Raw genomic sequence first — 23,614 nt, 5'->3', positions numbered from 1 at the left:
GTAACCTGACGTGCCGTCAGTTCATAGACTTACCGGGCCAGTTGGTCGCGGGCCGCGGTCAGGGCCTGCTCGGCGTAGCCCCGGCCGAAGAGGACCGTGTGCACCAGCAGCGGGAACAGCTGATGCAGCGGGACGCGGTCCTGCCAGCCGGACGCGAGGGGCGCCGTCTCCTGGTAGCCGTCGAGGATCCGGTCGAGATGCGGGGCGTCGAACAGGTGCAGCATCGCCAGGTCGCTCTCGCGGTGGCCGCCGTGCGCGGCCGGGTCGATCAGCCACGCGCCGCCGTCCGGGCCCCACAGCACGTTGCCGTTCCACAGGTCGCCGTGGAGCCGGGCGGGCGGCTCCGCGGGGCCCGCGAGCCCCGGCAGCAGATCGAGGACCTCCTCGACGGTCGCGGCCTCGGCGGCGCGCAGAGTGCCCGCGTCCACCGCGAGCCGGACATACGGGAGCACGCGGTGCTCGGCGTACCACCGCGGCCAGTCCTGGCCGGGGACGTTGCGCATCGGGGCGAGACCGATGAACGCGTCCGTCGGGCCGCCGGGCGGGGCCGCGCCGAAGGCGGAGGCGCCCGCGGCGTGCAGCCGTGCCAGGTCCGCGCCGAACCGCCTCGCGCCCCGCACGGTCGCGCTCCCACCGGCCACGCGGTCGGTCACCAGCCACTCCTCGTCGTGCCCGTACACCTCGGGGACGGCGACGGTGCCCGAGGCCGCCAGCCACCGCAGGCCCGCCGCCTCCGCCCGCACCGCACCGGGCCGGTCGGCGTGCTTGGCCATGACCACCCGCCCGTCGTCGAGGAAGACCTCCGTCAGCTCGGCGGAGAGGCGGCGCTCCTCGACGGCCCGGCGTCCGGTGTGGTGTGCGGCGGCGGCAGCGGGATGGGACATGTGCCTCAGCGTACGACCGCGGTCCGGGCCACGCCGGTGCCGTTGCCGTTGCCCCGGCGGGCTGGGCGCCCGGGCCCCGGCGTGGACGTGGCGGCGGCGTGCCCGGGCAGGGCGGGTATCGGTGCGGGCGGGCTGGGCTGGGCTGGCCGGGTCCGGGGCGGATGCTGGCGCGCACGGCCGGGTCCGTCGGGCTCAGGTTGGGTGTCGGTGCGGGCGGGGTGGGTCGGCTGGACCTGGGGCGGGTGCCGGTGCGCGTGGGCGGGGTGGGTCGGTCGGGCTCGGGTTGGGGGTCGGTGCGCGTGGGCTGAGCCGATCGGGCTCGGGGCGGGTGCCGGCGCGCACGGCTGGGCCGATCGGCCCCGGGTTCAGTGGCTCGCGTCGGCGGTGGTCGTCGAGGCGCCGTTGGTGCTCGTGTTCGCCGGGTTTTTCCGCAGCGGCGCCTGGGGCCCCCGGGAGATGTCGGCCGGGGGTCCGTCGGACGCCGGCGCGCCGGGGTCGGGGACCGCCGGGGTCTTTCGCCTGCGGCGGCCGAGTGCGGCGATGACGCTCGTGAGCACTCCCGCCAGCAGCCCCCAGAACGCGGAGCCGATGCCGAGCAGCGTCATGCCGGACGCGGTCGCGAGGAACGTGACGGCCGCCGCCTCCCGGGAGGCCGGATCGCTCAGGGCCGAGGCCAGCGACGCCTCGATCGTGGCGAGCAGCCCGACGCCTGCGACGGCCAGCACCAGCGCGTGCGGCATCGCGACCAGCAGCGAGGCGACGGTGGCACCGAGCAGCCCCACGCACAGATAGAAGACGCCCGCCCACACAGCGGCGAGGAAGCGCCGCTCGCGGTCCGGGTGGGCCTCCTCGCCGGTGCAGATCGCGGCGGTGATCGCGGCCAGGTTGATGCCGAAAGAGCCGAACGGGGCGAGTACCGCCTGCACCGCGCCGGTCCAGGTCAGCAGCGGCGAGACGGGCACCTGGTACCCGGAGCCGCGCAGCACGGCGACGCCCGGCAGGTTCTGCGAGGCCATGGTGACCACGAAGAGCGGCACGCCGACGCTGACGAGCACCTTCCAGTCGAACTCCGGCGCCGTGAACACCGGTTGAGCCAGGGAGAGCCGGACCTTCTCCAGGTGCCAGCCACCGGTCAGGGCGGAGGCGACGATCCCACCGCCCAGGGCGAGCAGGACCGCGTACCGCGGAAGGAACCTGCGCCCCAGCAGATAGAGCACGAACATCGGGAAGGCGACGCCGAAACTGCCGTCCATCTCGGCGAACAGCCCCGTGCCGAACTGGAGCAGGACCCCGGCGAGGAGCGCCGCTGCCAGCGGTACCGGGACGCGGTCCATGACGCGGGCGAACCAGCCGGTGACCCCGCTCAGCAGGATCAGTACGGCGCTGAGGACGAACGCCCCGACGGCCTTGCCCATCGAGACCCCGCTGAGCCCCGTGGCCAGCAGCGCCGCCCCGGGCGTGGACCAGGCGGTGACCACCGGCGCCCGGAACCGCAACGAGAGCCCCGCGGACGTCACGGCGAGCCCGATGCCCAGGGCGAGCATCCACGACGAGATCTCCCGCGCGTCCGCGCCCGCGGCCCGGGCGGCGGTGAAGACCAGGGCGGCCGAGCTCGTCACGCCGACGGTGACGGCGATGAGCCCCGCCGCCACGGCGGAGGGCGGGGCGAGGGCGCGTATGCGGGCGAGGAGGGACATGCGGGCATCACTTCCGGGGGCGCGGCATGGAGCGAGGTGTTCCATAAACGGAACGTTCTGTATATGGAACACTAAGGAGGCGGACGGTGAACCGTCAACAAAGTGCCGGGCGGGAGACAGGAGCGGCGGCGATGGGCCTCAACGACGAGGTGGGGCGCAGACTCAGAGGGCTGCGCCGGGAACGCGGCCTGTCCCTGTCGGAACTCGCCCGCCGCTCGGGCGTCGGCAAAGCCACCCTCTCCGAGCTGGAGGTCGGGCGGCGCAACCCGACGTTGGAGACCCTGTACGCGCTGACCACCGCGCTCGGCAGCCCGCTGAGCGCGGTACTGGACGATCCGCCGGCCGGTGTGCGTGACGGCGCGGGCGGGGTCTCCGGCAGCGCCGTCACCGCGGTACTCCTGGAGCGGTACGAGGACGACGCCGCCGCCACGGACGTCTTCCGCGTCACCATCGCCGACGGCGCCACCCAGGAGTCGGCCGCGCATGTCCCGCACACCACGGAGAGCCTCATGGTGCTCTCCGGCACCGCGGTCGTCGGCCTGCCCGGCGCACCGCAGACCGTCGGCCCCGGCGGCCACGCCCACTGGCACGCCGACGCCCCGCACCACTACGCCGCGCCGCACGGCGAGGTCCACGGAATCCTCTTCGTGCGGTATCCGAGGAGCGGCGCCTAGGAACGCGGTCCGGGGCCCCGCTGCCGCCCTCCCCGCGAGGGTGTCGCCGTCGACGGTCACGGTGAACCCCAGATTCAGCCGCAGCGGCTTGGTGACGGCCTGCTTCCAGCCGAGCCGGTCGCCGGACAACTCTCAACCCGTAGGCGTACCGGCGTACGTTCGGCGGAGAGCACGCCCGGCCCGCCGGTTCAGGCGGCGGTAACTCCGAGGTGCCCTCGCGCACGTACGGATGCCCGAGTCCGGCCTGATCCCGACGATGCCGGCACGTCGAGCGCGGAGAGCGTCGGCCTGCCGCGCGTGACCGTCACCGACCGGCGGGCCGCGCGGCGAGCCAGGCGTCGTACCACGCCACTGTGGCGTCCAGCGCATCGGCCAGTGGCGTGGGGCGGACGCCGAAGTGCCGTTCGAAGGCGGCCGACGCCATGATCTGTGCCTCGGTGTGCTGGTAGAACATCTCGGCGTACGCGGCCATGAACTCCTCGTCGAACGGGCCGAACGGCCGCGGCTCGGGCACGGGCGTCAGCCGCATCGGCCGCCCTGTGCGGGCCTCCACCATCGCGAGGACGTCGCGGGTGGTCAGGGCCGCGGCGGTCGCCAGGTGCCAGACACGGCCGTCACCGTCGGGGCGCTCGCCGAGCGTGGCGAGCCCGGCCGCGACGTCCCCTATATAGGTGTAGCTGTGCGGCTGGTCGATGTCACCGAAGGCCGGTACTTCGCCGCCGGTCAGCGCGGCCGGGAAGACGGCGCCTCCCAGCGTCGAGTTCAGGACACCCGGCCCGAAGAAGTCGGCGGACCGGGCGAGTACCACGCGGGCGCGCCCCGCACGGTGTGCCGCCAGATACTTCTCGTCGAGGTCGGCCCGCATCCGTCCCTTCTGCGACGTGGCGTGCCAGGGAGAGTCCTCCGTCATCACCGCCCCGCCGGTCTCCCCGTACGGGTACAGCGTGTCGAGCACGACGAGACGCGCCCCGCTCTCCTCCACCGCGGCCAGCACCGCCTCCTGGATGCCCGGCATCACCGCGACCTGGAGGTGGTAGGCGACGTTGACGCAGTGGTACACGACGGCGGCGCCTGCGACGGCGGCGCGCGCGCCCTGCGCGGTACCCACATCGGCGGCGAGTCGCTCGATCCCGGGGAGGGCGGCTCCTTCGCCCTTGCGGTCGACCAGACGTACGGGATGGCCGCGGCGCACAAGCTCCTCGGCGAGGGCGGTCCCGGCGGGGCCGGAGCCGAGGACGGCGTGCGGGGGCTGGGTGCTGGTCATGAGGGGTCCCTTCGAGAGCCGCTCGGCGGCATTGGCGTTACTGCTCATCGCGTCTGTTAGAGACTCTAACGCTTGCGTATGGCTATCGCAAGAAGGGGTGGGGGGAGGTCTCGTACGTCAGGAGGTGAGGCGCGGAGGTCTCATGCGTCGCGGGGGACGGGCGCGCGTCGGCCCGACCAGGCGTACAGCACCAGCGAGCAGACGGCGGCGCAGGCGCACCAGGTCGAGAGGAACTCCCACCGCCACAGCGCCGTACAGACGGCGGCGGCGACCGCGACCAGCACGCCGAGCAGGAGCAGCCCCGCGTCGCCGGAGAGCAGCAGGGCGCCGATCGTCGCCGCCAGATAGCCGGCGACCAGCCACCCGCCGTGCGGCAGTCCGATCTCGTAGGCCATGGTGTGGCCCCGGATCGTGGCCGTGACGTTCTTCGTGGCCAGTACGTACGCGAGAGCGGCGGAGGTCACCACGCCGCACGCGAGGGGCACCGCCAGACGGCGGCGGGCCCGGGGCGGCGCCGCGCACAGCACGCCCGCCGGGACCCAGAGCGGCAGCAGCGGCAGTGCGATCACCGCCCAGACGACGACGGCGGGCCCGCGCCCACCGCCGTCGTTCCAGATCACCGCCTCGATGATCTGGTGGGCGCCGAGGAGCAGCGGAAGCGCCGCGAGCGGCAGCGCGCGGGGCCGGGTACGGGCCGCCCGCACCACACAGGCGACCCCCACCGCGGCGACCGCGCTGCCCGCCACGAGATCGGCCGTCGCGCTCCAGCACATGCGGGCAACGCTACGTTCCCCCAGCTCATGCGGCGCGTCGACAGCGGACCACGAGCGGTCAGGGCCGGGCCTCGTAGCGGGCGCCCGGGTCCGGCTCGATGTTCTGGTTGTGGCGGAAGACGTTCTCCGGGTCCAGGGCCGCCTTGACGCGGGCGAGCCGCGGGTAGTTGCCGCGGTAGCTCGCCCGTACGCGCTCCTGCCCCTCGTCCATCATCATGTTGACGTAGGCGCCGCCCGCCGAGAACGGATGCAGGGCCTCGAAGTAGTCGACCGTCCAGCGTTTGACGAGCTCGGCGTTGGCCGGGTCGGGGTCGACGCCCGCGTAGACGCTCGCCCACCGCGAGTCCCGGTAATGGAACGCGGTGTCGCTCGCGCCGCGGTCGTGCGCGGCGCCGTCGATCGGATAGAGGTGCATCGTGGACTGCATGCTGGGCGCCTGCGGCCCGAACTTGGCGTGCAGCGCCACGGCCTCGTCGGGGATGTCCCGCACGAAGTCGGCCCGCCAGTACCACTGGTCGCCCGGCGGGTAGAGGCCGTCGAACATGGACTGGAGAACCGGGTGCGGCATCGGCGCGACCGCGTGCAGGAGAGGCGCCGGGAGCCGGTCGAGGAGCGGGGCCATCGCCCGGCCGGCCGCCTCGGGGTCGTCGGTCGTGTGGCACCACACGACGGCGCACACCTTGCGCAGGTGCAGCTCCTCGGGGAAGGGCGGCGCCGGCGGCACGGTCGCGAACATGAAGAAGCCGTTGACGTCACGCGGAGCGGAGGGGAGGAACTCCCGGTAGGCGGCGAGGACCTCGGCGCTCTGTTCGGCGGCCCAGAACGTGGGGCCCGCCACGACCGTGCCCACCTCGTGCAGCCGGAACGTGAACTCGGTGACGACGCCGAAGTTGCCGCCGCCGCCCCGCAGCGCCCAGTACAGGTCCGTGTTCTCGTCGGCGTCCGCGCGCACACGGGTGCCGTCGGCGAGGACGACCTCCGCGGCCAGGATGTTGTCGACCGTCAGGCCGCACCGCCGGGTGAGGTGGCCGAGCCCACCGCCGAGCGCGAGGCCGCCGACCCCGGTCGTGGAGATGATGCCGCTGGGGGTGGCGAGCCCGTGCTCGTTCGTGGCCGCGTCGACCTGCCCCCAGGTGGCGCCCCCGCCGACGCGCACGGTGCGGGCCGCGGCGTCCACCTCGACGGAGTCCATCGGCGCCAGGTCCGCGACGACGCCGCCGTCGCAGGTGCCGAGGCCCGCCCCGTGGTGGCCGCCACCCCGTACGGCGAGCGGCAGCTCGTGGCGCCGCGCGAAGGCGATGACGCGCGCGACGTCATCGGCGTCGGCGCAGCGCGCCACGAGCGCGGGGCGCCGGTCGATCATTGCGTTGTAGACGGCGCGTGCCGCGTCGTACCCCGGATCCTGCGGTCCGGTCAACTCGCCGTGGAAATCGGCGAGTTCACGGCGCGCTGCCTGTGCGGGCGTGATGGTCATGCGGTCCCCCGAGAGCGATGGATGTGGTCCGACCGTTCTACGGCCGCCGGGCGCTCCCGGCATGCGTGCCGGACACCTACCTCTGGCCGGCGGCCTACCTACGTTTCGTCGTCACCCAGCAGCCCGAGCTCCCTGGCCCGCGCGGCGGCCAGCCGCCGGGTGGGCGCGTCGAGCTTCTCCAGGACCGCCCGGACGTGGTTGTCGACCGTGCGGACGGAGACGACGAGCCGGTCCGCGATCTCCGGGTTGGTCAGCCCCGCCACCAGCAGTCGCACCACCTGGAGTTGACGGGCCGTCAGCCCCGCCGGGTTGCGCCGGGTCGTCGCGTGCGGGCCGCGCGGTACGCGCCGCACCCCCAGCGCGCGCAGCTCGGCCCGGACCAGCCGGGCCAGCGGCACCGCGCCCAGGCCGTCCAGGGCCCCCAGCGCGCTCAGCTTGTCCGCCGGATCCGGGCTCTCCGCGAGGGCCGCCGCGTGCTCGTACGGGCAGCCCGCCTCCTGCCAGAGCCGGGCCGCCTTGTCCCACCGGCCCGCCGCCTGCAACGCGTAGGGATGACCCGAGCGGTCCGGCGGCACGGACCGGCCCGCCTTGGCCAGCCAGTAGCCGAGCTCGGCCGCGTACGGCGAAGCGGCCAGCTCTTTGGCCCGCGCGTACACCGGCTCGACCGCCGCGACGACGCCGGCCGGATCACCGCGGAGCCAGGCGGCCTCCGCCCGCGCCGCCGCCACGGGCCCGGTGCGCTGCAGCTCGCGGGTGTCGAGGGCGATCCCCCACGCCCGGTCGAGGAGCTCGCCGCCGCCCGGGGCGCCGCGCCGGATCCGTACCCGCGCGAGGACGGTGAGGGCGGGGCAGCGGGCGGGCGGAAACACGTCGGTGCCGAGCAGCGCGAACCGCTCGGCGGCCGCCCAGTCGCCCTCGGCGAACCGGTGCAGCGCCCGCTCGACCTGGAGGTAGGTGAGGAAGCCGAGGTGCTCGGCGCGGTCGGCGAGCTCGATGGCGGGCGTGAGGAAGCGGTCCGCCTCGGCGAGGCGCAGGTCGTCGAGGAGGAACCAGACGATGTTGGCGTTCGCGCGGCAGGCGTGCTCCACCTCGCCCGCGGCCAGCGCCACCCGCAGACTCTCCTCCAACTGCCGCTGCCCCGACGGGTCCCCGGAGCGCCAGCGGGCGCTGCCGACGTTGTTGAGCGCGTGCGCGAGGATCGCCGTGTCGCCCACCGCGCGGGCCAGCGCCATGGCCCGCTCGCCGTACTCGACGGCCTGCGCGTACTCGTCGGAGAGCATGCGCAGTTGGGCCGTGTTGCTCAGGGCGAGGGCCAGCAGGCGGTCGTCGCCGGCCTGTTCGAGGACGCTGAGCGCCTCGCGGGCGGCCTCCTGCGCCGCGTCCGCGTCCCCGGCCCACCAGTGGATGCGCGACAGCCAGCGCAGATCCGCCCCCAGCGCCCGCAGATCACCCAGCTCCCGGCGCAGTCGTACGGCGTCGCCCTGGGCGGCGACAGCGGCCACCGAGTCCCCGATGGTGTAGCTCTCGACCGCGAACTGCTCCAGCAGATCGGCCCGTTCGGCGGGGCCGAACCGGTGCCGGTGCCGCAGTACGAGCCGCAGCTGCGCGGCGGCCTCCCGGTGCGCACCCGCCCGCGCGGCGTCCCGGGCGGCCCCCGGGCCGAACCGCGTCAGGGCGCCGGTCTCCCCGGCGGCGGCCGCGTGGTGCACGATCCGCGACCGGTCGGCGCCGGGGGTGGCCACCAGCGCGGCGAGCACGGCCCGGTCGAGCGCGATCCGCCGCGCCGCGGGCAGCGAGTCGACCACCGCACGGCGGATGATCTCGTGCCGGAACGCCACCCGGTCCACCGCCACCACCAGCAGCCCGCCCTGTTCGGCCGCCGCGAGCGCGTCGTCACCGTCCGGCAGCAGGGCGTCGACGAGGGGGCGCTCCACCGCCGAAGGGACCACGGCCAGCTGTTCGAGCGCGTCCCGGGTCACGTCGGTGAGCCCGCGCAGCCGGGCCAGGACGGCGTCGACCACGGTCGGCGGCACCACCCCGGTGCCGCCCGCCGCGATCACCTCGGCGACGAAGAACGGGTTGCCCGACGTCACGGCGTACACCTGCGCCGGATCGAGGTCCGCCGCCGCGCTCAGGGCTCGCACCGCCTCGGGGGAGAGCGGGGCCAGCGGCAGCCGGTGCACCCGGGCGGCTCCCGACACCAGTCCGAGCAGCTGGCGCAACGGGTGCCCGCGGCCCAGCTGGTCGTCCCGGTAGGTGAGGACGAGCACGACGGGCAGCGCCTCGACCCGGCGCACCAGGTAGCACAGCGCGTCCAGGGACGCCTCGTCCGCCCAGTGCACGTCCTCCACGACCAGCACGGCGGGGTGCGGAGCGCCGGCCAGCTCGGCGTGGAGCGCCTCGTGGACCCGGTGCCGGTCGCCCGCGTCGCGCAGCGCCCGCGCCAGCTCGGCGCCGACGCTGCCGACGAGGTCCCGCAGGGGCCCGAGGGGGCGACCGGTGACCAGGTCGTCGCACTGCCCGACGAGGAGGCGGGCGCCGGGGGGCAGGACGCCCGGCAGGGCCCGTACGAGGGAGGACTTGCCGATCCCGGCCTCGCCCAGAACGAGCACGACGGAGCCGGCGCCCGCCGTGGCGTCCCGCACGGCGGCGGCCAGCCGCTCCAGTTCGAGATCCCGCTCGAGGATCCCCCCGTCCACGTCCGGATCCTCCCACCGCGGCGGCGTCCGCGGGCGCGTTGGCGGCCCGGATACGCCGTTCGACCGAGGCGCGCCGCTCAGAGCCTGTCTCAGGCCTGCGCCGTCGGCCGGACGACGATCTCGTTGACGTCCACGTCGGCGGGCTGCTCGACCGCGAACGCGATGGCGCGGGCGACGGCCCCGGGCGCGATCGCGACCTGGTCCCGCATCCGGGCCACGTCGGCGCGGACCCGCTCGTTCGACGACGCTCCGGCGAAGTCCGTGTCGATCACCCCGGGCGAGACGGTGGTCACCCGTACCGTCGGCCCCGCCTCCTGGCGCAGCCCCTCGCAGATGGCCCGTACGGCGACCTTCGTCCCGGCGTAGACGGCCATCGCCGGTACGACGCGGAACGCGGCGGTCGACGCGGTCGTCACGAAGTGGCCGCCGCCCTGGGCCCGGAAGACCGGCAGGGCCGCGGCGATGCCGTGCAGGACGCCCTTGATGTTGACGTCGACCATGTGGTCCCACTCCTCGGCGCGCAGATCGTCCAGGGGCGAGATGGTGCCCACCCCGGCGTTGCCGACCAGGACGTCGAGCCGGCCGAACCGCTCGCCGGCGAGCCCGACCAGCGCGCGGACGTCGTCCAGGCGGGTCACGTCCGTGCGGAGGGCGACCGCCTCGCCGCCCGCCTTCTCGATGCGGGCGACCAGCTCCGCCAGCAGCTCCGCACGCCGCGCGCCCAGGACCAGGCGTGCTCCGCGCTCGGCGAGCAACAGCGCGGTGGCCGCGCCGATCCCGCTGCTCGCCCCGGTGACGGCCACGACCTTGCCCGTGATGCCCGTGATGCCCGTGATCTCTGGCATGCGTCTCTCCTTGCTCCTCATGGTTCTGCCGATGCCGCGGTGCCAGTCTGAGCAGGCTTTAGCCTGGTATCCAGAGCCGCTTTATTCTGGAACCAAAGGTGGTAGGACCATGTCCCGGACGCTTGAGCGCCGGCGGGAACTCGGCGCGTTCCTGCGCAGCCGCCGGGCCCGCGTCACGCCCGTCGAGGCGGGGCTGCCGATGACCGGCCGGCGCCGGACGCCGGGGCTGCGCCGGGAGGAGCTGGCGCTGCTCGCCGGGATGAGCGCCACTTGGTACACGTATCTGGAGCAGGGCCGGGACATCCGCGCCTCCGACCAGGTCCTCGACGCCCTCGCGAACGCGCTGCGGCTCGCGCCGGACGAGCGCGGCCACCTGTTCCGGCTCGCCGGACGGGCCCCGGCCGCCGGACTCGCCGACGCCGAGCCGCTCGCCCCCGAGGTGGCGGCGGTCCCGCTGCTGCTCCAGCCGCACCCCGCGTACGTCATCGACGGCACGTACGACGTGCTCAGTCACAACCCGGCCACCGAGGAGGTGTTCCCGGGTCTGGTCACCGGCGGGGGCCGCCGCCCCAACCTCGCGCGCTGGACCTTCCTGGAGCCGTTGGCGCGGGACGTCGTCGTCGACTGGGAGGCCGAGGCGCGGGGCCTGCTCGCCCGGGTGCGCACCCTGGCCGGAGCGCACCCGGGCGACGCCCGCCACGCGCGCCTCGTCGAGGAGCTGCACGAGGGCTGCGCGGAGGTGCGGGACTGGTGGCCCCGATTCGAGGTGGAGGCGCGATCGGGCGGGCGCAAGCGGCTGCGGACCCCGGAGCGGGGCGTGGTCGCGTACGACTACACCGCGTTCCATGTGGCCGGCCGGCCGGAGCACACGCTCGTGATCTACGCGGAGGCGGCCGGGGCCGGGGAGTAGGGCCGCGCGACCGGCGCGGTTAGGTGTTTGTATGTGACATGTATATAATTTCCATATGCATCTATCCTCGGGGTCCGTCGAACCCGCCGAGGCCCAGCGCATCGAAGGCGCCGCTCGCGGCCTCCTGCGGGGGATCGGGCAACTGACCCAGGCACTCTTCAAGGCCGGCGAATTCGGCCTCACGCGCAGCCAGGTCGCCCTGCTCGACGCGCTCGAACCGGGGCCGCGCCGGGTGACCGAGCTCGCCGCCCGCACCGGGATGGCGCAGCCGCGCGTCACCGTGATCCTGCAGAAGCTCCAGGAGGCCGGGCTCGTCGAACGGCAGCGCTGCCCGGACGACCGGCGCGCGGTGCGCACCGAGCTGACGCCCGCCGGGCGCGACCTGCTCGAACGCGGCCGTCAGCGCATGGCCGGCGCCCTGCTCGCCGCCCTCGACGGCGGCATCGACGACTCGGAGCGCGCGGTCGGATCCGCGCGGGATGCCATCGCCGTACTCGTCGACGCCATGGAATCGGAGACCAGTTGACCACCCCGGACACACTGCCGGACACCGCCGCCCCGCCCGCGGTCGCCGCCGCGGATCTCGCCCCCCACCGGGTCGCGGGACCGCGCAGATGGTGGGACTGGGTACTCGCCGCCGACCCGGGACTCGGCCAACTCCAGGCGGGCTGGCGGTCGTTGGTCGCCATGGTCACCTCCCTCGCCGTCGGCTACGGGATGGCCGAGACGCTGAAGATCCCGGTCATGATCGGCATGATGGTCGCCGGGATGATGGGCCTGATGAGCGCGTTCGCGGTCGCCGAGAACACCTGGGACCGCCTCGCCCGCGCCATCCTGTGGATGCCGTTCCCGTACACCGCCGTGCTCTGGCTCTGCGCGACCCTGAACGGACAGCGCGTCCCGCAGATGATCCTGATGATCGGCGCGCTCGCCCTCACCTTCTTCCTCGCCAGGTTCGGGCCGATGGCCCTGATCACCGGCATGATGCTCTTCAACGGGCTGATGGTCGGCATGCTCGCGGGCATCCCCGCCGCGCTCGTCGGCAAGGCGTTCGCCGTCGCCCTGGTCTCCGCCGCGGCCGTCCTCGCTACCCGGCTGCTGCTCTGCTACCCCATGCCCCGCGAAGACCTGCTGCGCACCCAGCGGGCCTTCGTCGTCGAGGCCCGGCGGGTGGCCGACGCCGCCGTCGACGCCCTCGACCCCGACGCCGACCCGGAGCGCGCGGTGCGCCGCATGGACCGCTCCCTGCGCCGGCTGAACATCACCACCGTCACCATCGACGGGCGCCTCGCCCAGCCCGAGGTGGCCGCCGACCCGGCCGCCGCCGAACTGCTGCACCGCCACCTCTTCGACGCCGAACTCGCCCTGCGCGGCATCGGCCAGGCCACCGCCGAACTGGCCCGGCGGCCCGTCCCCGCACCGCTGCGCGAAGCCCTCGCCGTCGGCCTCGTGCTGGCCCGCGACACCCCGCTCGGCCAGGCGGAGGGGCTGCACCCGGTCGCCGCCCACGTACAGGAGCGCGCCGAGACGATCCTGCGCGACGCCGCGGCACCGGCCGACGACGTCGAGGCCGCCGTGCTCGCCCGCCGCATCGGCCACCTCCTGGACTCGCTCGCCGCGTCCCTCCGCAGCTGGCTCGCCCTCGGCCACACCACCTCGGCCACCCCGGCGGAAGTCCCCTTCCAGCCCACCGTCGCCCTGGAGAACAACCGGCTGCCCGGCTCGGCGGGCCCCACCCGCCGCGTCCTCGCCGCGGGGTCGGAGTCCGGCTGGCGCCGCGCCATCCCGTTCGTCCGTGTCCCCGCGCACGCCGCCGTGGCCGCCGCCATCGTCTGCCCGATCGCCGACGCCATCGACCCGCACCGCTTCTACTGGGGCCTGGTCGGCGTCATGATCACGCTGTTCGGCACCAACACCACCCACGAACGCCTGCGCAAGTTCGGCCACCGCATGGTCGGCACGGTGATCGGCGCCGTGCTCGGCATCGTCGTCCTGCACCTCATCGGCCGCGACCACGTGTACGCGACGCTCGCCGTCATCGTCGCCGGACTCGCCTTCGGCGCCTGGGGCATGCAGCGCGCCTACGCCTGCTGGGTCGTCGGCCTCGTCGTCGCCCTCACCCAGCTCTACGCCCTCACCACGCCCGACAGCGGCATGAACCATCTGCTGGGGGAGCGGCTCCTCGACAACGGCATCGGCGTCCTCGTCGCCACCGCCTGCGCCGCCCTGATCTTCCCCCTGTCGCGCCGCACGGTCGTCAAGGAGGCCGAACGCGGCTACGTCGACGCGCTCGCCCAGGTCGTCATGCAGGTCGAGCAGCGCTGGACCCATCCGGACGAACCCGTGCGGCTGCGCGGCGCCGCCCGCGCCGTGGACGCGGCGCTGAGCCAGGTGCAGAGCGTCGTACGCCCGCTGGTACGGATGCCGGTCGGCGTCCGCGGGCCCGCCGCCGAGCACCGGGCCGCACTCCTCGCCACGGCGACCGGGCACGCCCGGGCGCTGGCCGTGGCCGCCGACATCGACGTGGACCTGCCGCCGCGCCTGGCCGAACGGGCCCGGCTGATCACCACGACCCTCACCGCCTCCCTCAAGGAACTCGACCGGTTCTTCGCGAGCGGCGCCCCCGAGAGCGCCGACGCCGGTGCCTGGCGCCGGGTCGGCCCGCTCGTACGCGAACTGGAGGCGGAACTGGCCCCGGCCCCGCCCGGACCCCGCGCCCGGCGCCTGGCCACCGCGCTGCGCGAACTCGACGCCGTCGACGAGACCCTCGCCGCCTACGCCGAGCAGGCCGGTCTGCCGGTCGCCGCGGAAGGCCGCACCGCGCAGGCCCCCGCCTCGCCCATGCAGCGGCGCACCCGCACCGTGGTGGCGGCCTGGAGCGAACCGCGCCACCGCGCACCCGCGCCCACCGGAGCGGCCCGCGTCGAGGGCCGCGTGCACTGCCCCGCGCACCCCGAGGGCTGTGCCGCGTGGGTGACGGTGATCAGCGCCCGCGGCAAGCGCCTCGCCAAGTCACCGGTGACCGCGGGCGGTTACTCCGTGGAGGCGCTGCCGCCCGGGACACACACGCTGGTCGTCTCCGCCTCCCGGCACGCGCCGCGAGCCGAACTGGTCACGGTGGAAGGCCGGTCGGGGACGGTACGGCACGACGTCGAGCTGCGCGGCTAGGTCCTGTCCAGCGGGCGGGCCCCTGTCTAGCGGGCGCCGATCAGCTGCCCCAGGAGCATGGACCCGGTGGCGCGCCGGGCCGGCGCGCCCTGGGGCGGCCGCCCCACGGTGAAGGACGGGCTGTAGCCGTGCTCGCCGCCGTCGCGGGCCACGACCTCGATGGCGTAGCCCGCCCCCTGCTTCACGTCGGGCAGGACCGTCGCCTTCTCGCCCGACGGGGCGTCGCTGACCTTCGCGGCGAGCTGGGCCACGCGCGTCGTCCTGTCGTGCACGAGCCACATGTCCACCTCGCGGCCGGTGCTGTTGCGCCAGGTCACGACGGTGCTGCTGCCCGACGGGTACACGGAGCCCGCGGCCGGCGCGGTCACGGTGACGGCCGGGCCGGCCTCCGCCGCGGGACCGAAGGCGAACAGCGGGAGCGCGAGAGCGGCGGCCAGGGCCAGGAATCCGGTACGGCGCATGCGACGACCTCGTTCCGATAGGGGACGCGTGAGAATGCCGACCTGGTCAGCCCTTCCACCCCGGCAAGATCCGTAAGGGGGCGGCGGACAGCGCCACCCCACGGGGTACGCCGTTGTCCCCGAAGCGGACGACTCGGCTGGACAGGGTGGCCGGGACGGCGCACCCTGCGTTCGCGCCGCGCCACCACCTCTCAGCCGAGGCCCGGCACCACGAACGCCAGCCAGACCACGGCGGGGGCGACGACCACGACCGCCGCCCCGTAGAGCATCAGCTGCCGGAAGAAGCGGTCCCGGTCGACGTCCTCCGCGTTGGCGAGCACCAGCGCCCCGTTCGTGGAGAACGGGCTGACGTCGACCACGGTCGCCGAGACGGCGAGCGCCGCCACCATGCCCACGGCGCCGACCTCACCCGCCGCGAGGAACGGCACGGCCAGCGGGATCAGCGCGCCGATGATGCCGACGGACGAGGCGAACGCCGAGACGATCGCGCCGATGTAGCAGAGCAGCAGCGCGGCGAGCAGCGGGACACCTATGTCGCCGACGGCCTCCCCGGCCCATTCGATCGTGCCCATCTCGTCGAGCACGCCGACGTAGGTGAGCACGCCGCAGATCAGGAAGACCGTCGGCCAGGAGATGTCGGCGACCGCCGTCCTGCTCGTCGCGGGCCACACGACGCTGAGGACGACCGCGATCGTGATGGCCGTAAGGCCGACGTCGAGGTCGAGGACGAGCGCGCCGACGATCAGGGCCACGAGCCCCGCGAGGGTGACGGCGCGCGGGCCGTCCAGGCGGGGACCGGCCGGAGCCGGGGCCTCGTTCCGCGAGGGTTCCGCAGGCGGTTCCTGCGCCGCTGAGGAGCCTGCGGCCGGGTCGCCGCCGACCGTCGCCGCCGCGGGCTCCGGTACGCGGGCGGGGACGCCGCCGCGCCGCATCAGCACGGTGTAGACGATGCCTGCCACCACCGTGTTCACGACGAGGCTCGCGAGGAAGAGGACGCCCGCGTTGCCGGGCAGGTGCTCGCGCTCGACGATGCTGTTCACCGTCGAGCCGTAGACGCTGGTCGGCGAGAAGCCGCCCGCCTGTGCACCGTGCACCACCATGATCCCCATGAGCAGCGGGCTGATCCCGTACTGTGCGGCGAACCCGAGCGCCAGCGGCGCCACGATGGCCACCGCCCCCGGGCTGACGGCGCCGATCGCGGTGAGCGCGGCGGTGACGGCGAACATCACCCACGGGATCAGCGCGACCCGGCCGCCGACCAGCCGGACCGAGGCGTGCACGAGCCACTCGGTCGTGCCGTTGGCGCGGGCGATGGCGAACAGATAGGTGACCCCGGCCAGGACTACGAACAGGTCTCCGGGGAAGCCCGCGAACACGGCGTCGGCGTCGAGGTCGGCGGCGAGCCCGCCGACCGCGAAGGCCGCGGCGAAGGCGAGGGCGCCCATGTTGACGGAGCGGGTGGTGGCGATCACGAAGATGACGGCCAGGACGAGGATGGAGAGCAGCTCTGCGGACACGGCGACTCCAAGTGGATGAGTGGCTCAGCCAATTTCCCCGCCAGGCATGAGCCTGTCAACAATGTGTGCGTGAAAAGATCGCCTGATGGTGATCGAATACGTGCGCTACCAAGCAGTCGAGACGAACCGGCACGGCCAGGGCAAGGGCGTGTTCGGGCTGGTGAACAACCTGGGCCGCAGCGGCCGGCTCAGCCCCGAGCAGGAGCGGTTCCGGCGGACCAGCAACTCCTGGTACGACACGGCGTACACCGACCCCTCCACGGTGGACCCCACGGTCTACGACCCCGAGGTCAACCCGGGCGCCACCGCCTGGTTCAAACCGACCGCCACGCATCTCGTCGAGCGCATCCACGGCTACCTGAAGATCCTCGACGCGCACGGCGTCCGCTGGGCGAAGGTGACCTCGGCCGACCCCGGCCGCGTCGTCTACGAGGACGACGTGCAGATCGTCGTGGTGCCTCACGACGTCCGGACGGGGATTGCGCCACGCGTAAACGGATAAGGGGCCGACATGCGTGACCTGCCGCAGGCTGGTTACGTGACGGGGACGGGGGCCCACCGGGACGGGGGAGAAGGAGAAGAGGTGACACGGGATGACCGACGGGAACGACGAGACGCTCATGGGTGACGAGGTCTACCAGCCGAGCGAGCCGCAGGCGCGTGACGAGGAAGGCGCCCTGGAGGCGGAGGACATGCTGAGCGACCGCGGCGTCGACCCGCACGACGAAGGGTGGTCGCCCCCGGAGCGTCCGCTCGGCGTCGAGCACACCGGGACCACCGCGGCCGAGCAGCGCGAGGGCGAGAGCCTCGACGAGCGGCTGGCCGAGGAGCGCACGGACCCCGTGGTCGACGAGTACGAGGCGCTGGAGTCGGGCGAGGCGGTGGGCGACGACGTCGGCGACCTGCGCGACGGCGAGGGCGAACCGCTCGACGCCGAGGTCGGCGACGGGCGCGCGGGCCGCCTCGTGGCACCCGACGAGGGCGCCCATGAGGACGCGGAGAAGGACATGCTGGCCGAGGACGTCGGCATCGACGGCGGCGCGGCGTCGGCCGAGGAGGCCGCCGTCCACGTGGTCGACGAGGACGACGACCTGCTCTGACGACGGCGGCCTGCTCTGACGGCGGGCGGAGTTCAGTGTCCGTAGGCGGTGGCCGTGAGCATCAGCGCGACCGAGGTGAACGCGGCCAGAAGGGCGACCACCGGCGGCCCCGGCGCGACGTCGTCCGTCGCGCACTGGCGGGCCGTGATGCCGATGCAGACCACGCTGATCCCGCCCAGGACCATGGCGACGATGATGAGCACGGCGTCGATCTCCTCGTCTCGGAACTCCGCCCCCGGCCGGTCCACATCCTCGCGTGACGCGCGGTGCGCCGCACACGGACGGCAGCGCCCCGCCGAGAAAGGACGAAGCGTATGCAGATCGATCTGAAGGGGCGCACGGCGCTGGTCACCGGCTCCACCCAGGGCATCGGGGCGGCCATCGCCACGGGCCTGGCGCGGGCCGGCGCGCGCGTGGGGGTCAACGGGCGTTCGGCCGAGCGGGTGGAGGAGAGCATCGCGCGGCTGGCGGCGCAGACCCCCGGGGCCGACTTCGTGCCGGTGGTCGCGGACGTCGCCACCGAGGAGGGCGCGCGGCGCGTGGCCGAGGCGCTCCCGCAGACCGACATCCTGGTCAACAACCTCGGGATCTTCGGCTCCGCGGAACCGCTGGAGATCAGCGACGAGGAGTGGCGGCGCTACTTCGAGGTGAACGTCCTCGCGGGCGTCCGGCTCACCCGGATGTTCCTGCCGGGCATGATGGAGCGCGGCTGGGGGCGGGTGCAGTTCATCGCGAGCGACTCCGCCGTCGCGGTACCCGCGGAGATGATCCACTACGGCATGTCCAAGACGGCCCTGCTCTCCGTGAGCCGCGGCTTCGCCAAGCGGGCCGCGGGCACGGGCGTCACCGTGAACTCGGTGCTCGCCGGGCCCACCCACACCGGGGGAGTCGAGGACTTCGTGTACGAACTCGTGGACCGGGACCTGCCGTGGGACGAGGCACAGCGCGCCTTCATGCGGGAGCACCGGCCGCAGTCGCTGCTCCAGCGCCTGATCGAGCCGGAGGAGATCGCGAACATGGTCGTCTACCTCGGCTCCGACCAGGCTTCGGCGACGACAGGAGGTGCGGTACGGGTCGACGGCGGGTACGTGGACTCCATCCTGCCGTGAGCGGGTGCCCGCACAGTGACCGGACAAGGGTGGAGGACTGATGGATGACCACACGTGGTTCGTCCTGGCGGCGGTGGCGGCCCTCATCATGCTGGTGGCCGCCGGCTACCTCCTCGTACGCGTCTTCCAGGCGCGCAGACTCCTGGTCGACGCGGGGATCCCGCTGCGGAGCAAGGCCCTGTTCTGGGTCGCCGTGATCTACACGGTCTCCCCGGTCGACCTGCTCCCCGACCCGATCTACCTCGACGACATCGGGCTCCTCCTCGTCGCGCTGAAGTCGCTGCACTCCGCGGCGCGCGCCGTCACGCCGGGACGGAGCCGGCCCGGTCCTGAGCACGAGGTGCGGGCACGCCCTCGATGAGCGCGGTCAGTTCGGCCAGCTCCGCCGCGGTCAGGTCGGTCAGCGGCGGGCGGACAGGACCGGCGCCGTGGCCGGTGGCGGTCATGCCCGCCTTGACGATGCTGACCGCGTAGCCGCCCCGCCGGTTGCGGATCTCGGTGTACGGCAGCACGAAGTCGCGGAGGTACTCGATGACGGTGCCGTGGCGCCGGTCGCGTACCGCTCCGTAGAAGTCGAGGGCGAACTCGGGCAGGAAGTTGAAGATGGCGGACGAGTAGGTGGTGACGCCGAGTTCGAGGTAGGGCAGGGCGAACGTCTCCGCGGTGGGCAGACCGCCGACGTACGTGAGGCGTTCGCCGAGCCGCGTGTAGATCCGGGTCATGGCGTCGATGTCCCCGATGCCGTCCTTGTACCCGATGAGGTTCGGGCACGAGTCGGCGAGCCGGGCGAGCGTGCCGGCGCTGTAGACGGCGTTGGCGCGGCCGTACACGATGACGCCGAGCCTCGTGGCGCGGCAGACCGCCTCGACGTGCTGGGCGAGCCCCTCCTGGTCGGCCTCGGTGAGGTAGGGCGGGAAGAGCAGGATGCCGTGGGCGCCCGCGCGTTCGGCGGCCCGGGCGTACTCGATCGCGGTCCGGGTGCCGTACCCGGCCGGCGCCAGGATGGGGGTGCCCGCCGGTGCGGCCTGCACGGCCGCGCGCACCACCTGCTCGGTCTCGGCGGCGGTCAGCGAGAAGAACTCGCCGGTGCCACCGGCCGCGAAGAGGCCGCCGACCTCGTACGTGGACAGCCGCTCGATGTTGGCGCGGTAGGCGTCCTCGGCGAAGGACAGGTCGGCGTCGAAGTGCGTGACGGGGAAGGAGAGCAGGCCCGAGCCGATGCGGCGGCCGAGCTCCGACGGGGTGAAGGACGTCATGGTGGGGTGCTCCGGAGGAGGAAGGGGAGGAGGGCGGGACCGGGTCAGGCGCGCTTGCCCACCTCGTGGGTGCCCTGGGTCCAGGCGCGGGCCTGGTCGGTGAGGGTGATGCCGAGACCGGGCCGCGCCGGGACGTGCATCCGGCCGTCGCTGATCGTCAGCCGCTCCTCGAACAGCGGCTCCAGCCAGTCGAAGTGCTCCACCCACGGCTCGATCGGGTAGGCGGCGGCCAGGTGGAGGTGGATCTCCATGGCGAAGTGCGGTGCGAGTTGCAGGTGGTGGTGGTCGGCGAGGGCGGCCAGCTTCAGGAACTGCGTGATGCCGCCGATGCGCGGGGCGTCGGGCTGGATGATGTCGGCGGCGTTCTGCCGGATGAGCTCGTAGTGCTCGGCGACGGACGCCAGCATCTCGCCGGTGGCGACGGGTGTGTCCAGCGAGGCGGCGAGCGCCGCGTGCCCCTGGGCGTCGTACGCGTCGAGCGGCTCCTCGATCCAGACGAGGCCGAACTCCTCCATGGCGCGGCCCATCCGCTGGGCGGTCGGCCGGTCCCACTGCTGGTTCGCGTCGACCATCAACGGCACGTCGTCACCGATGTGTTCGCGTACGGCGGTGAGGCGGCGCAGGTCCTGCCGGCCGTCCGGGTGCCCCACCTTGATCTTGATGCCGCCGATGCCGTGCGCCAGCGACGCCGTGGCGTTGTCCAGGACCTGTTCGGTGGGGGTGTGCAGAAAGCCGCCGGAGGTGTTGTAGCAGCGCACCGAGTCGCGGTGCGCGCCCAGGAGTTTGGCCAGCGGCAGACCGGCCCGCTTGGCCTTGAGGTCCCACAGGGCGATGTCGAGCGCGGCGATGGCCTGGGTGGCGACGCCGCTGCGGCCCACGGAGGCGCCGGCCCACACCAGCTTGGTCCACAGCCGGCCGATGTCGCTCGGGTCCTCGCCGATCAGGTTGTCCGCTATCTCCTTGGCGTGGGCGAACTGGGCCGGGCCGCCGGCGCGCTTGGAGTAGCTGAAACCGATACCCGTCCGCCCCTGCGCGGTCTCGATCTCCGCGAACAGGAAGGCGACTTCGGTCATCGGCTTCTGGCGGCCGGTGAGCACCTTGGCGTCACTGATCGGCGTGGCCAGCGGCAGGGCGACCGAGGAGAGCTTGATCCAGGCGATCGAGTCGAGAGTGGCCTCGCCCCGGAGGTCGGCGACGGGGGTGGCTGCGTGCTTCATGGTCACCACTTCGTGTTCCTGGGATGTGCGGACGGCGGGGTGGGAGGGCTCGCCGTTGATGTCCTTGACGCTAAGGTCGGCGATTGATCCACGTCAAACATAGTTTTTGGATGCGTTGATACCCGGAGGGCATCGTTGTTCACGCTCGCTCAGCTCGTGGGTTTTGTGGCCGTCGCCGAGGAACTGCACTTCACACGGGCCGCCGAACGGCTGCGGATGACACAGCCGCCCCTGAGCCGCCAGATCCAGCTCCTGGAGCACGAGTTGGGCGTACAGCTCCTCGACCGCACCAACCGCACGGTCCGGCTCACCCCGGCGGGCCGGGCCTTCCTCCATGAGGCGCGCACCATCCTGCGCCAGACCGAGGCCGCCACGCTGGCCGCGAAACAGGTCTCCGCGGGCGAGGCCGGGGCCATCGCCGTCGGCTTCACCGCGGCCGGCGCCTACTCCGCGCTCGGCACCCTCCTGGAGGTCGCCCGCTCGGTCATGCCGGGTACGGAGATCGTGCTGCGCGAGAAGGTGACCCGCGACCAGCTGGAGGCCATCGCCGACGGCTCCCTCGACCTCGGCATGATCCGCCCCTCCAGCACCGGCCCCGACCTCGTGACCCGGCCCGCCCTCCAGGAGGGCCTGCTCGCGGCCGTGCCGCTGGACCATCCGCTGGCCGAGGGCGAAGCGCCGTTGCGGATGCGCGAGTTCGACGGGCAGGAGGTGCTCATGTACTCGCCGGTCGAGGCGCGGTACTTCCACGAACTGCTGGTCAGCGTCTTCCGCACGGCACGGGTCACGCCCCGGTTCACCCAGTACCTCAGCCAGGTGCACAGCCTGCTCGCCATGGTCAACGCGGGCTGGGGCATCGCCTTCGTACCGGAGGCGGCCGCGCAGATGCGCTTCTCCGGCATCACGTTCAGAACGCTCGAACTGCCCGACCCCACCCCGGTCGAGCTGCACCTGGCGTGGCGGAGAACCAACGACAACCCCGCGCTGCACGCCCTGCTCCAGCACCTCTGATCCGGCGTCGATCATGCAAGGAAGGTATCGCAGCCTACAAAAATCGATCTAGACGGGAATGGGCGGCGAACCTACGGTCAACTCCAGCCACTGGTCATGTGGCTCGGACCACACGCGGCAGAGCCGCCGCCCCTCCAGGTCTAGGAGAACGACCGCAATGACAGCGCCCAACCGGCAGGACGCCCCGGTGACTTCAGCTGCCCCCACCAGAACCGGCCGCCTCCGGTACGCCATTCTGGCCATGCTCTTCGTGGTCACGACCATCAACTACGCGGACCGGTCCACCCTGTCGATCGCCGGCGACACCATGCAGAAGGACCTGGGCATCAGCTCCGGAGAGCTGGGCCTGCTCTTCTCCGCGTTCTCGTGGTCGTACCTCATCGCGCAGATCCCGGGCGGCTGGCTGCTCGACCGCTTCGGCTCGAAGAGGGTCTACGGCGTGGCCATCTTCCTGTGGTCCGTGTTCACCATGGCGCAGGGCGCCATCGGGTTCTTCTCGGGCGCCGCGGTCGTGCTGCTGTTCGTCCTGCGGTTCGTCGTCGGCTTCGCCGAAGCCCCCTCGTTCCCGGGCAACTCCCGTATCGTCGCCGCCTGGTTCCCGACGAAGGAGCGCGGCTTCGCGTCCGCGCTGTTCAACTCCGCGCAGTACTTCGCCACCGTCGCCTTCGCCCCCCTCATGGGCTGGCTGGTGACGGCCCTGGGCTGGGAGCACGTCTTCACCGTGATCGGCGGGGTCGGTGTCGTCCTGGCGCTGATCTGGACCCGGGTCATCCACCCGCCGCGCAGCCACCCCCGCATGACGTCCGCCGAACTCGACCACATAGGCGCCGGCGGCGCGCTGATCGACATGGACAGCCCCGCGACGGCCGCGGCCGGACACGACGGCGGTCTGCGCCACCTCAAGACGCTGCTGACCAACCGCAACCTGCTCGGCATCTTCGTCGGCCAGTACTTCATCAACACCATCACGTGGTTCTTCCTGACCTGGTTCCCCGTCTACCTGGTCCAGGAGCGCGGCATGAGCATCCTCGAAGCGGGGTTCGTGGCGTCACTGCCCGCCCTGTGCGGGTTCACCGGCGGCGTCCTCGGCGGCTACCTCTCCGACCTGCTCGCCCGGCGCGGCGTCAGCCTCACCAGGGCCCGGAAGATCCCCATCATCACGGGTCTGCTGCTCTCCACCACCATCATGGTCTGCAACTACGTGACAGCGTCCTGGCTCGTCGTCCTCATCATGTCGCTCGCCTTCTTCGGCAAGGGGCTCGGCGCCCTCGGCTGGGCCGTGATCGGCGATGTCGCCCCCAAGCAGATCGCGGGCCTCGCGGGCGGCGTCTTCAACGCCTTCGGAGCCGTCGCCGGCATCGTCACGCCCCTGGTCGTCGGCTACCTCATCGACGCCACCGGCTCCTTCGACCTGGCCCTCGCCTTCGTCAGCGTCTGCGCGGCCCTGGCCGTCGTCAGCTACGCCGTCATCGTCAAGGACATCGAACGGCTCGACCTGGGCGAACTCGAGAACGCGGGCGCCCCGCGCACCCCCCAGGCCGTCTGACGACCACCG

22 protein-coding genes are annotated in these 23,614 nt (G+C 73.3%); 10 read left to right on the top strand and 12 right to left on the bottom strand.

The genetic code is table 11. The features are described 5' to 3' along the window. Nucleotides 1-29: 29 nt before the first annotated feature. Both ACZ45E_RS00935 and ACZ45E_RS00930 read right to left on the bottom strand, forming a co-directional pair. Nucleotides 30-884 (bottom strand): fructosamine kinase family protein, encoded by an 855-nt coding sequence (locus tag ACZ45E_RS00935; protein ID WP_468214898.1) that lies wholly within the window; start codon nt 882-884, stop codon nt 30-32. A 365-nt stretch (nt 885-1,249) separates the two neighbouring features. Next, nucleotides 1,250-2,581 (bottom strand): benzoate/H(+) symporter BenE family transporter, encoded by a 1,332-nt coding sequence (locus tag ACZ45E_RS00930; protein WP_468214896.1) that lies wholly within the window; start codon nt 2,579-2,581, stop codon nt 1,250-1,252. Between the two features lie 131 nt (nt 2,582-2,712). Here ACZ45E_RS00930 and ACZ45E_RS00925 point away from each other — a divergent pair, with 131 nt between their 5' ends. After that, complete coding sequence (locus ACZ45E_RS00925) at nt 2,713-3,255, top strand: helix-turn-helix domain-containing protein (protein WP_468215967.1); 543 nt, start codon at nt 2,713-2,715, stop codon at nt 3,253-3,255. A gap of 304 nt (nt 3,256-3,559) precedes the next feature. Here the strand turns inward: ACZ45E_RS00925 and ACZ45E_RS00920 are convergent, their stop codons facing one another. The 5 genes from ACZ45E_RS00920 to ACZ45E_RS00900 all read right to left on the bottom strand — a co-directional run bounded on the left by ACZ45E_RS00920 (nt 3,560) and on the right by ACZ45E_RS00900 (nt 10,292). Beyond that, nucleotides 3,560-4,519 carry an NAD-dependent epimerase/dehydratase family protein gene (locus ACZ45E_RS00920; RefSeq protein ID WP_468214894.1) on the bottom strand — a complete coding sequence of 320 codons (960 nt, stop codon included), beginning with the start codon at nt 4,517-4,519 and terminating at the stop codon, nt 3,560-3,562. 140 nt (nt 4,520-4,659) lie between these two features. Beyond that, the gene (locus ACZ45E_RS00915; protein WP_468214891.1) at nt 4,660-5,292 is read right to left on the bottom strand and encodes a DUF6629 family protein; all 633 of its coding nucleotides are present in this window, start codon (nt 5,290-5,292) and stop codon (nt 4,660-4,662) included. 58 nt (nt 5,293-5,350) lie between these two features. Beyond that, the gene (locus ACZ45E_RS00910) at nt 5,351-6,766 is read right to left on the bottom strand and encodes an FAD-binding oxidoreductase (protein WP_468214888.1); all 1,416 of its coding nucleotides are present in this window, start codon (nt 6,764-6,766) and stop codon (nt 5,351-5,353) included. Between the two features lie 98 nt (nt 6,767-6,864). Further along, nucleotides 6,865-9,465 carry an ATP-binding protein gene (locus tag ACZ45E_RS00905; protein ID WP_468214885.1) on the bottom strand — a complete coding sequence of 867 codons (2,601 nt, stop codon included), beginning with the start codon at nt 9,463-9,465 and terminating at the stop codon, nt 6,865-6,867. An 89-nt stretch (nt 9,466-9,554) separates the two neighbouring features. After that, a complete protein-coding gene (locus ACZ45E_RS00900; RefSeq protein WP_468215964.1) occupies nt 9,555-10,292 on the bottom strand; it encodes an SDR family oxidoreductase in 738 nt (245 codons plus the stop codon). A gap of 127 nt (nt 10,293-10,419) precedes the next feature. On the opposite strand from ACZ45E_RS00900, the gene ACZ45E_RS00895 reads away from it, so the two are divergent. Genes ACZ45E_RS00895 through ACZ45E_RS00885 form a run of 3 tightly spaced genes read left to right on the top strand, consistent with a single transcriptional unit; the run spans nt 10,420 to nt 14,388 of the window. Beyond that, nucleotides 10,420-11,220 carry a helix-turn-helix transcriptional regulator gene (locus ACZ45E_RS00895; RefSeq protein WP_468214883.1) on the top strand — a complete coding sequence of 267 codons (801 nt, stop codon included), beginning with the start codon at nt 10,420-10,422 and terminating at the stop codon, nt 11,218-11,220. Nucleotides 11,221-11,275: 55 nt separating this feature from the next. Next, nucleotides 11,276-11,746: a MarR family winged helix-turn-helix transcriptional regulator gene (locus tag ACZ45E_RS00890; protein WP_468214881.1), complete on the top strand. Its 471-nt coding sequence runs from the start codon at nt 11,276-11,278 to the stop codon at nt 11,744-11,746. Next, complete coding sequence (locus ACZ45E_RS00885) at nt 11,743-14,388, top strand: FUSC family protein (RefSeq protein ID WP_468214879.1); 2,646 nt, start codon at nt 11,743-11,745, stop codon at nt 14,386-14,388. The genes ACZ45E_RS00890 and ACZ45E_RS00885 overlap by 4 nt, the downstream gene beginning before the upstream one ends. 26 nt (nt 14,389-14,414) lie before the next feature. Here ACZ45E_RS00885 and ACZ45E_RS00880 read toward each other — a convergent pair whose 3' ends face one another. Both ACZ45E_RS00880 and ACZ45E_RS00875 read right to left on the bottom strand, forming a co-directional pair. Beyond that, nucleotides 14,415-14,849 carry a Ser-Thr-rich GPI-anchored membrane family protein gene (locus ACZ45E_RS00880; RefSeq protein WP_468214876.1) on the bottom strand — a complete coding sequence of 145 codons (435 nt, stop codon included), beginning with the start codon at nt 14,847-14,849 and terminating at the stop codon, nt 14,415-14,417. Nucleotides 14,850-15,040: 191 nt separating this feature from the next. Beyond that, entirely contained in the window at nt 15,041-16,366 is a 1,326-nt protein-coding gene (locus ACZ45E_RS00875; RefSeq protein ID WP_468214874.1) for an SLC13 family permease, read from the bottom strand. Nucleotides 16,367-16,451: 85 nt separating this feature from the next. Here ACZ45E_RS00875 and ACZ45E_RS00870 point away from each other — a divergent pair, with 85 nt between their 5' ends. Both ACZ45E_RS00870 and ACZ45E_RS00865 read left to right on the top strand, forming a co-directional pair. Further along, nucleotides 16,452-16,868: a hypothetical protein gene (locus ACZ45E_RS00870; protein ID WP_468214873.1), complete on the top strand. Its 417-nt coding sequence runs from the start codon at nt 16,452-16,454 to the stop codon at nt 16,866-16,868. 91 nt (nt 16,869-16,959) lie between these two features. After that, complete coding sequence (locus tag ACZ45E_RS00865) at nt 16,960-17,466, top strand: DUF5709 domain-containing protein (RefSeq protein WP_468214870.1); 507 nt, start codon at nt 16,960-16,962, stop codon at nt 17,464-17,466. A 32-nt stretch (nt 17,467-17,498) separates the two neighbouring features. On the opposite strand, the gene ACZ45E_RS00860 is transcribed toward ACZ45E_RS00865, so the two are convergent. Then, complete coding sequence (locus tag ACZ45E_RS00860) at nt 17,499-17,714, bottom strand: hypothetical protein (protein WP_468214869.1); 216 nt, start codon at nt 17,712-17,714, stop codon at nt 17,499-17,501. Between the two features lie 66 nt (nt 17,715-17,780). On the opposite strand from ACZ45E_RS00860, the gene ACZ45E_RS00855 reads away from it, so the two are divergent. Beyond that, nucleotides 17,781-18,575 (top strand): SDR family NAD(P)-dependent oxidoreductase, encoded by a 795-nt coding sequence (locus ACZ45E_RS00855; protein WP_468214868.1) that lies wholly within the window; start codon nt 17,781-17,783, stop codon nt 18,573-18,575. A 40-nt stretch (nt 18,576-18,615) separates the two neighbouring features. Next, nucleotides 18,616-18,936 (top strand): YkvA family protein, encoded by a 321-nt coding sequence (locus ACZ45E_RS00850; protein WP_468214865.1) that lies wholly within the window; start codon nt 18,616-18,618, stop codon nt 18,934-18,936. Here the strand turns inward: ACZ45E_RS00850 and kdgD are convergent. Together kdgD and ACZ45E_RS00840 are read right to left on the bottom strand one after the other, a co-directional pair. After that, nucleotides 18,878-19,831, bottom strand: coding sequence for a 5-dehydro-4-deoxyglucarate dehydratase (kdgD, locus tag ACZ45E_RS00845; RefSeq protein ID WP_468214862.1), 954 nt, complete (start codon nt 19,829-19,831; stop codon nt 18,878-18,880). The genes ACZ45E_RS00850 and kdgD overlap by 59 nt on opposite strands. Before the next feature lie 44 nt (nt 19,832-19,875). Continuing rightward, nucleotides 19,876-21,048: an L-talarate/galactarate dehydratase gene (locus ACZ45E_RS00840; protein WP_468214860.1), complete on the bottom strand. Its 1,173-nt coding sequence runs from the start codon at nt 21,046-21,048 to the stop codon at nt 19,876-19,878. Nucleotides 21,049-21,183: 135 nt separating this feature from the next. Here ACZ45E_RS00840 and ACZ45E_RS00835 point away from each other — a divergent pair, with 135 nt between their 5' ends. Further along, on the top strand, nt 21,184-22,059 hold the full coding sequence (locus ACZ45E_RS00835) for a LysR substrate-binding domain-containing protein (RefSeq protein ID WP_468214858.1): 876 nt from the start codon (nt 21,184-21,186) through the stop codon (nt 22,057-22,059). 157 nt (nt 22,060-22,216) lie between these two features. Then, nucleotides 22,217-23,605 (top strand): MFS transporter, encoded by a 1,389-nt coding sequence (locus ACZ45E_RS00830; RefSeq protein WP_468214857.1) that lies wholly within the window; start codon nt 22,217-22,219, stop codon nt 23,603-23,605. The last annotated feature ends 9 nt before the right edge of the window (nt 23,606-23,614 follow it).

The organism is Streptomyces sp. NPDC030991 (genome assembly GCF_055571235.1).
The sequence above is the reverse complement of the archived record's forward strand: the minus strand, read 5'-3'. Positions and strand labels throughout refer to the sequence as shown.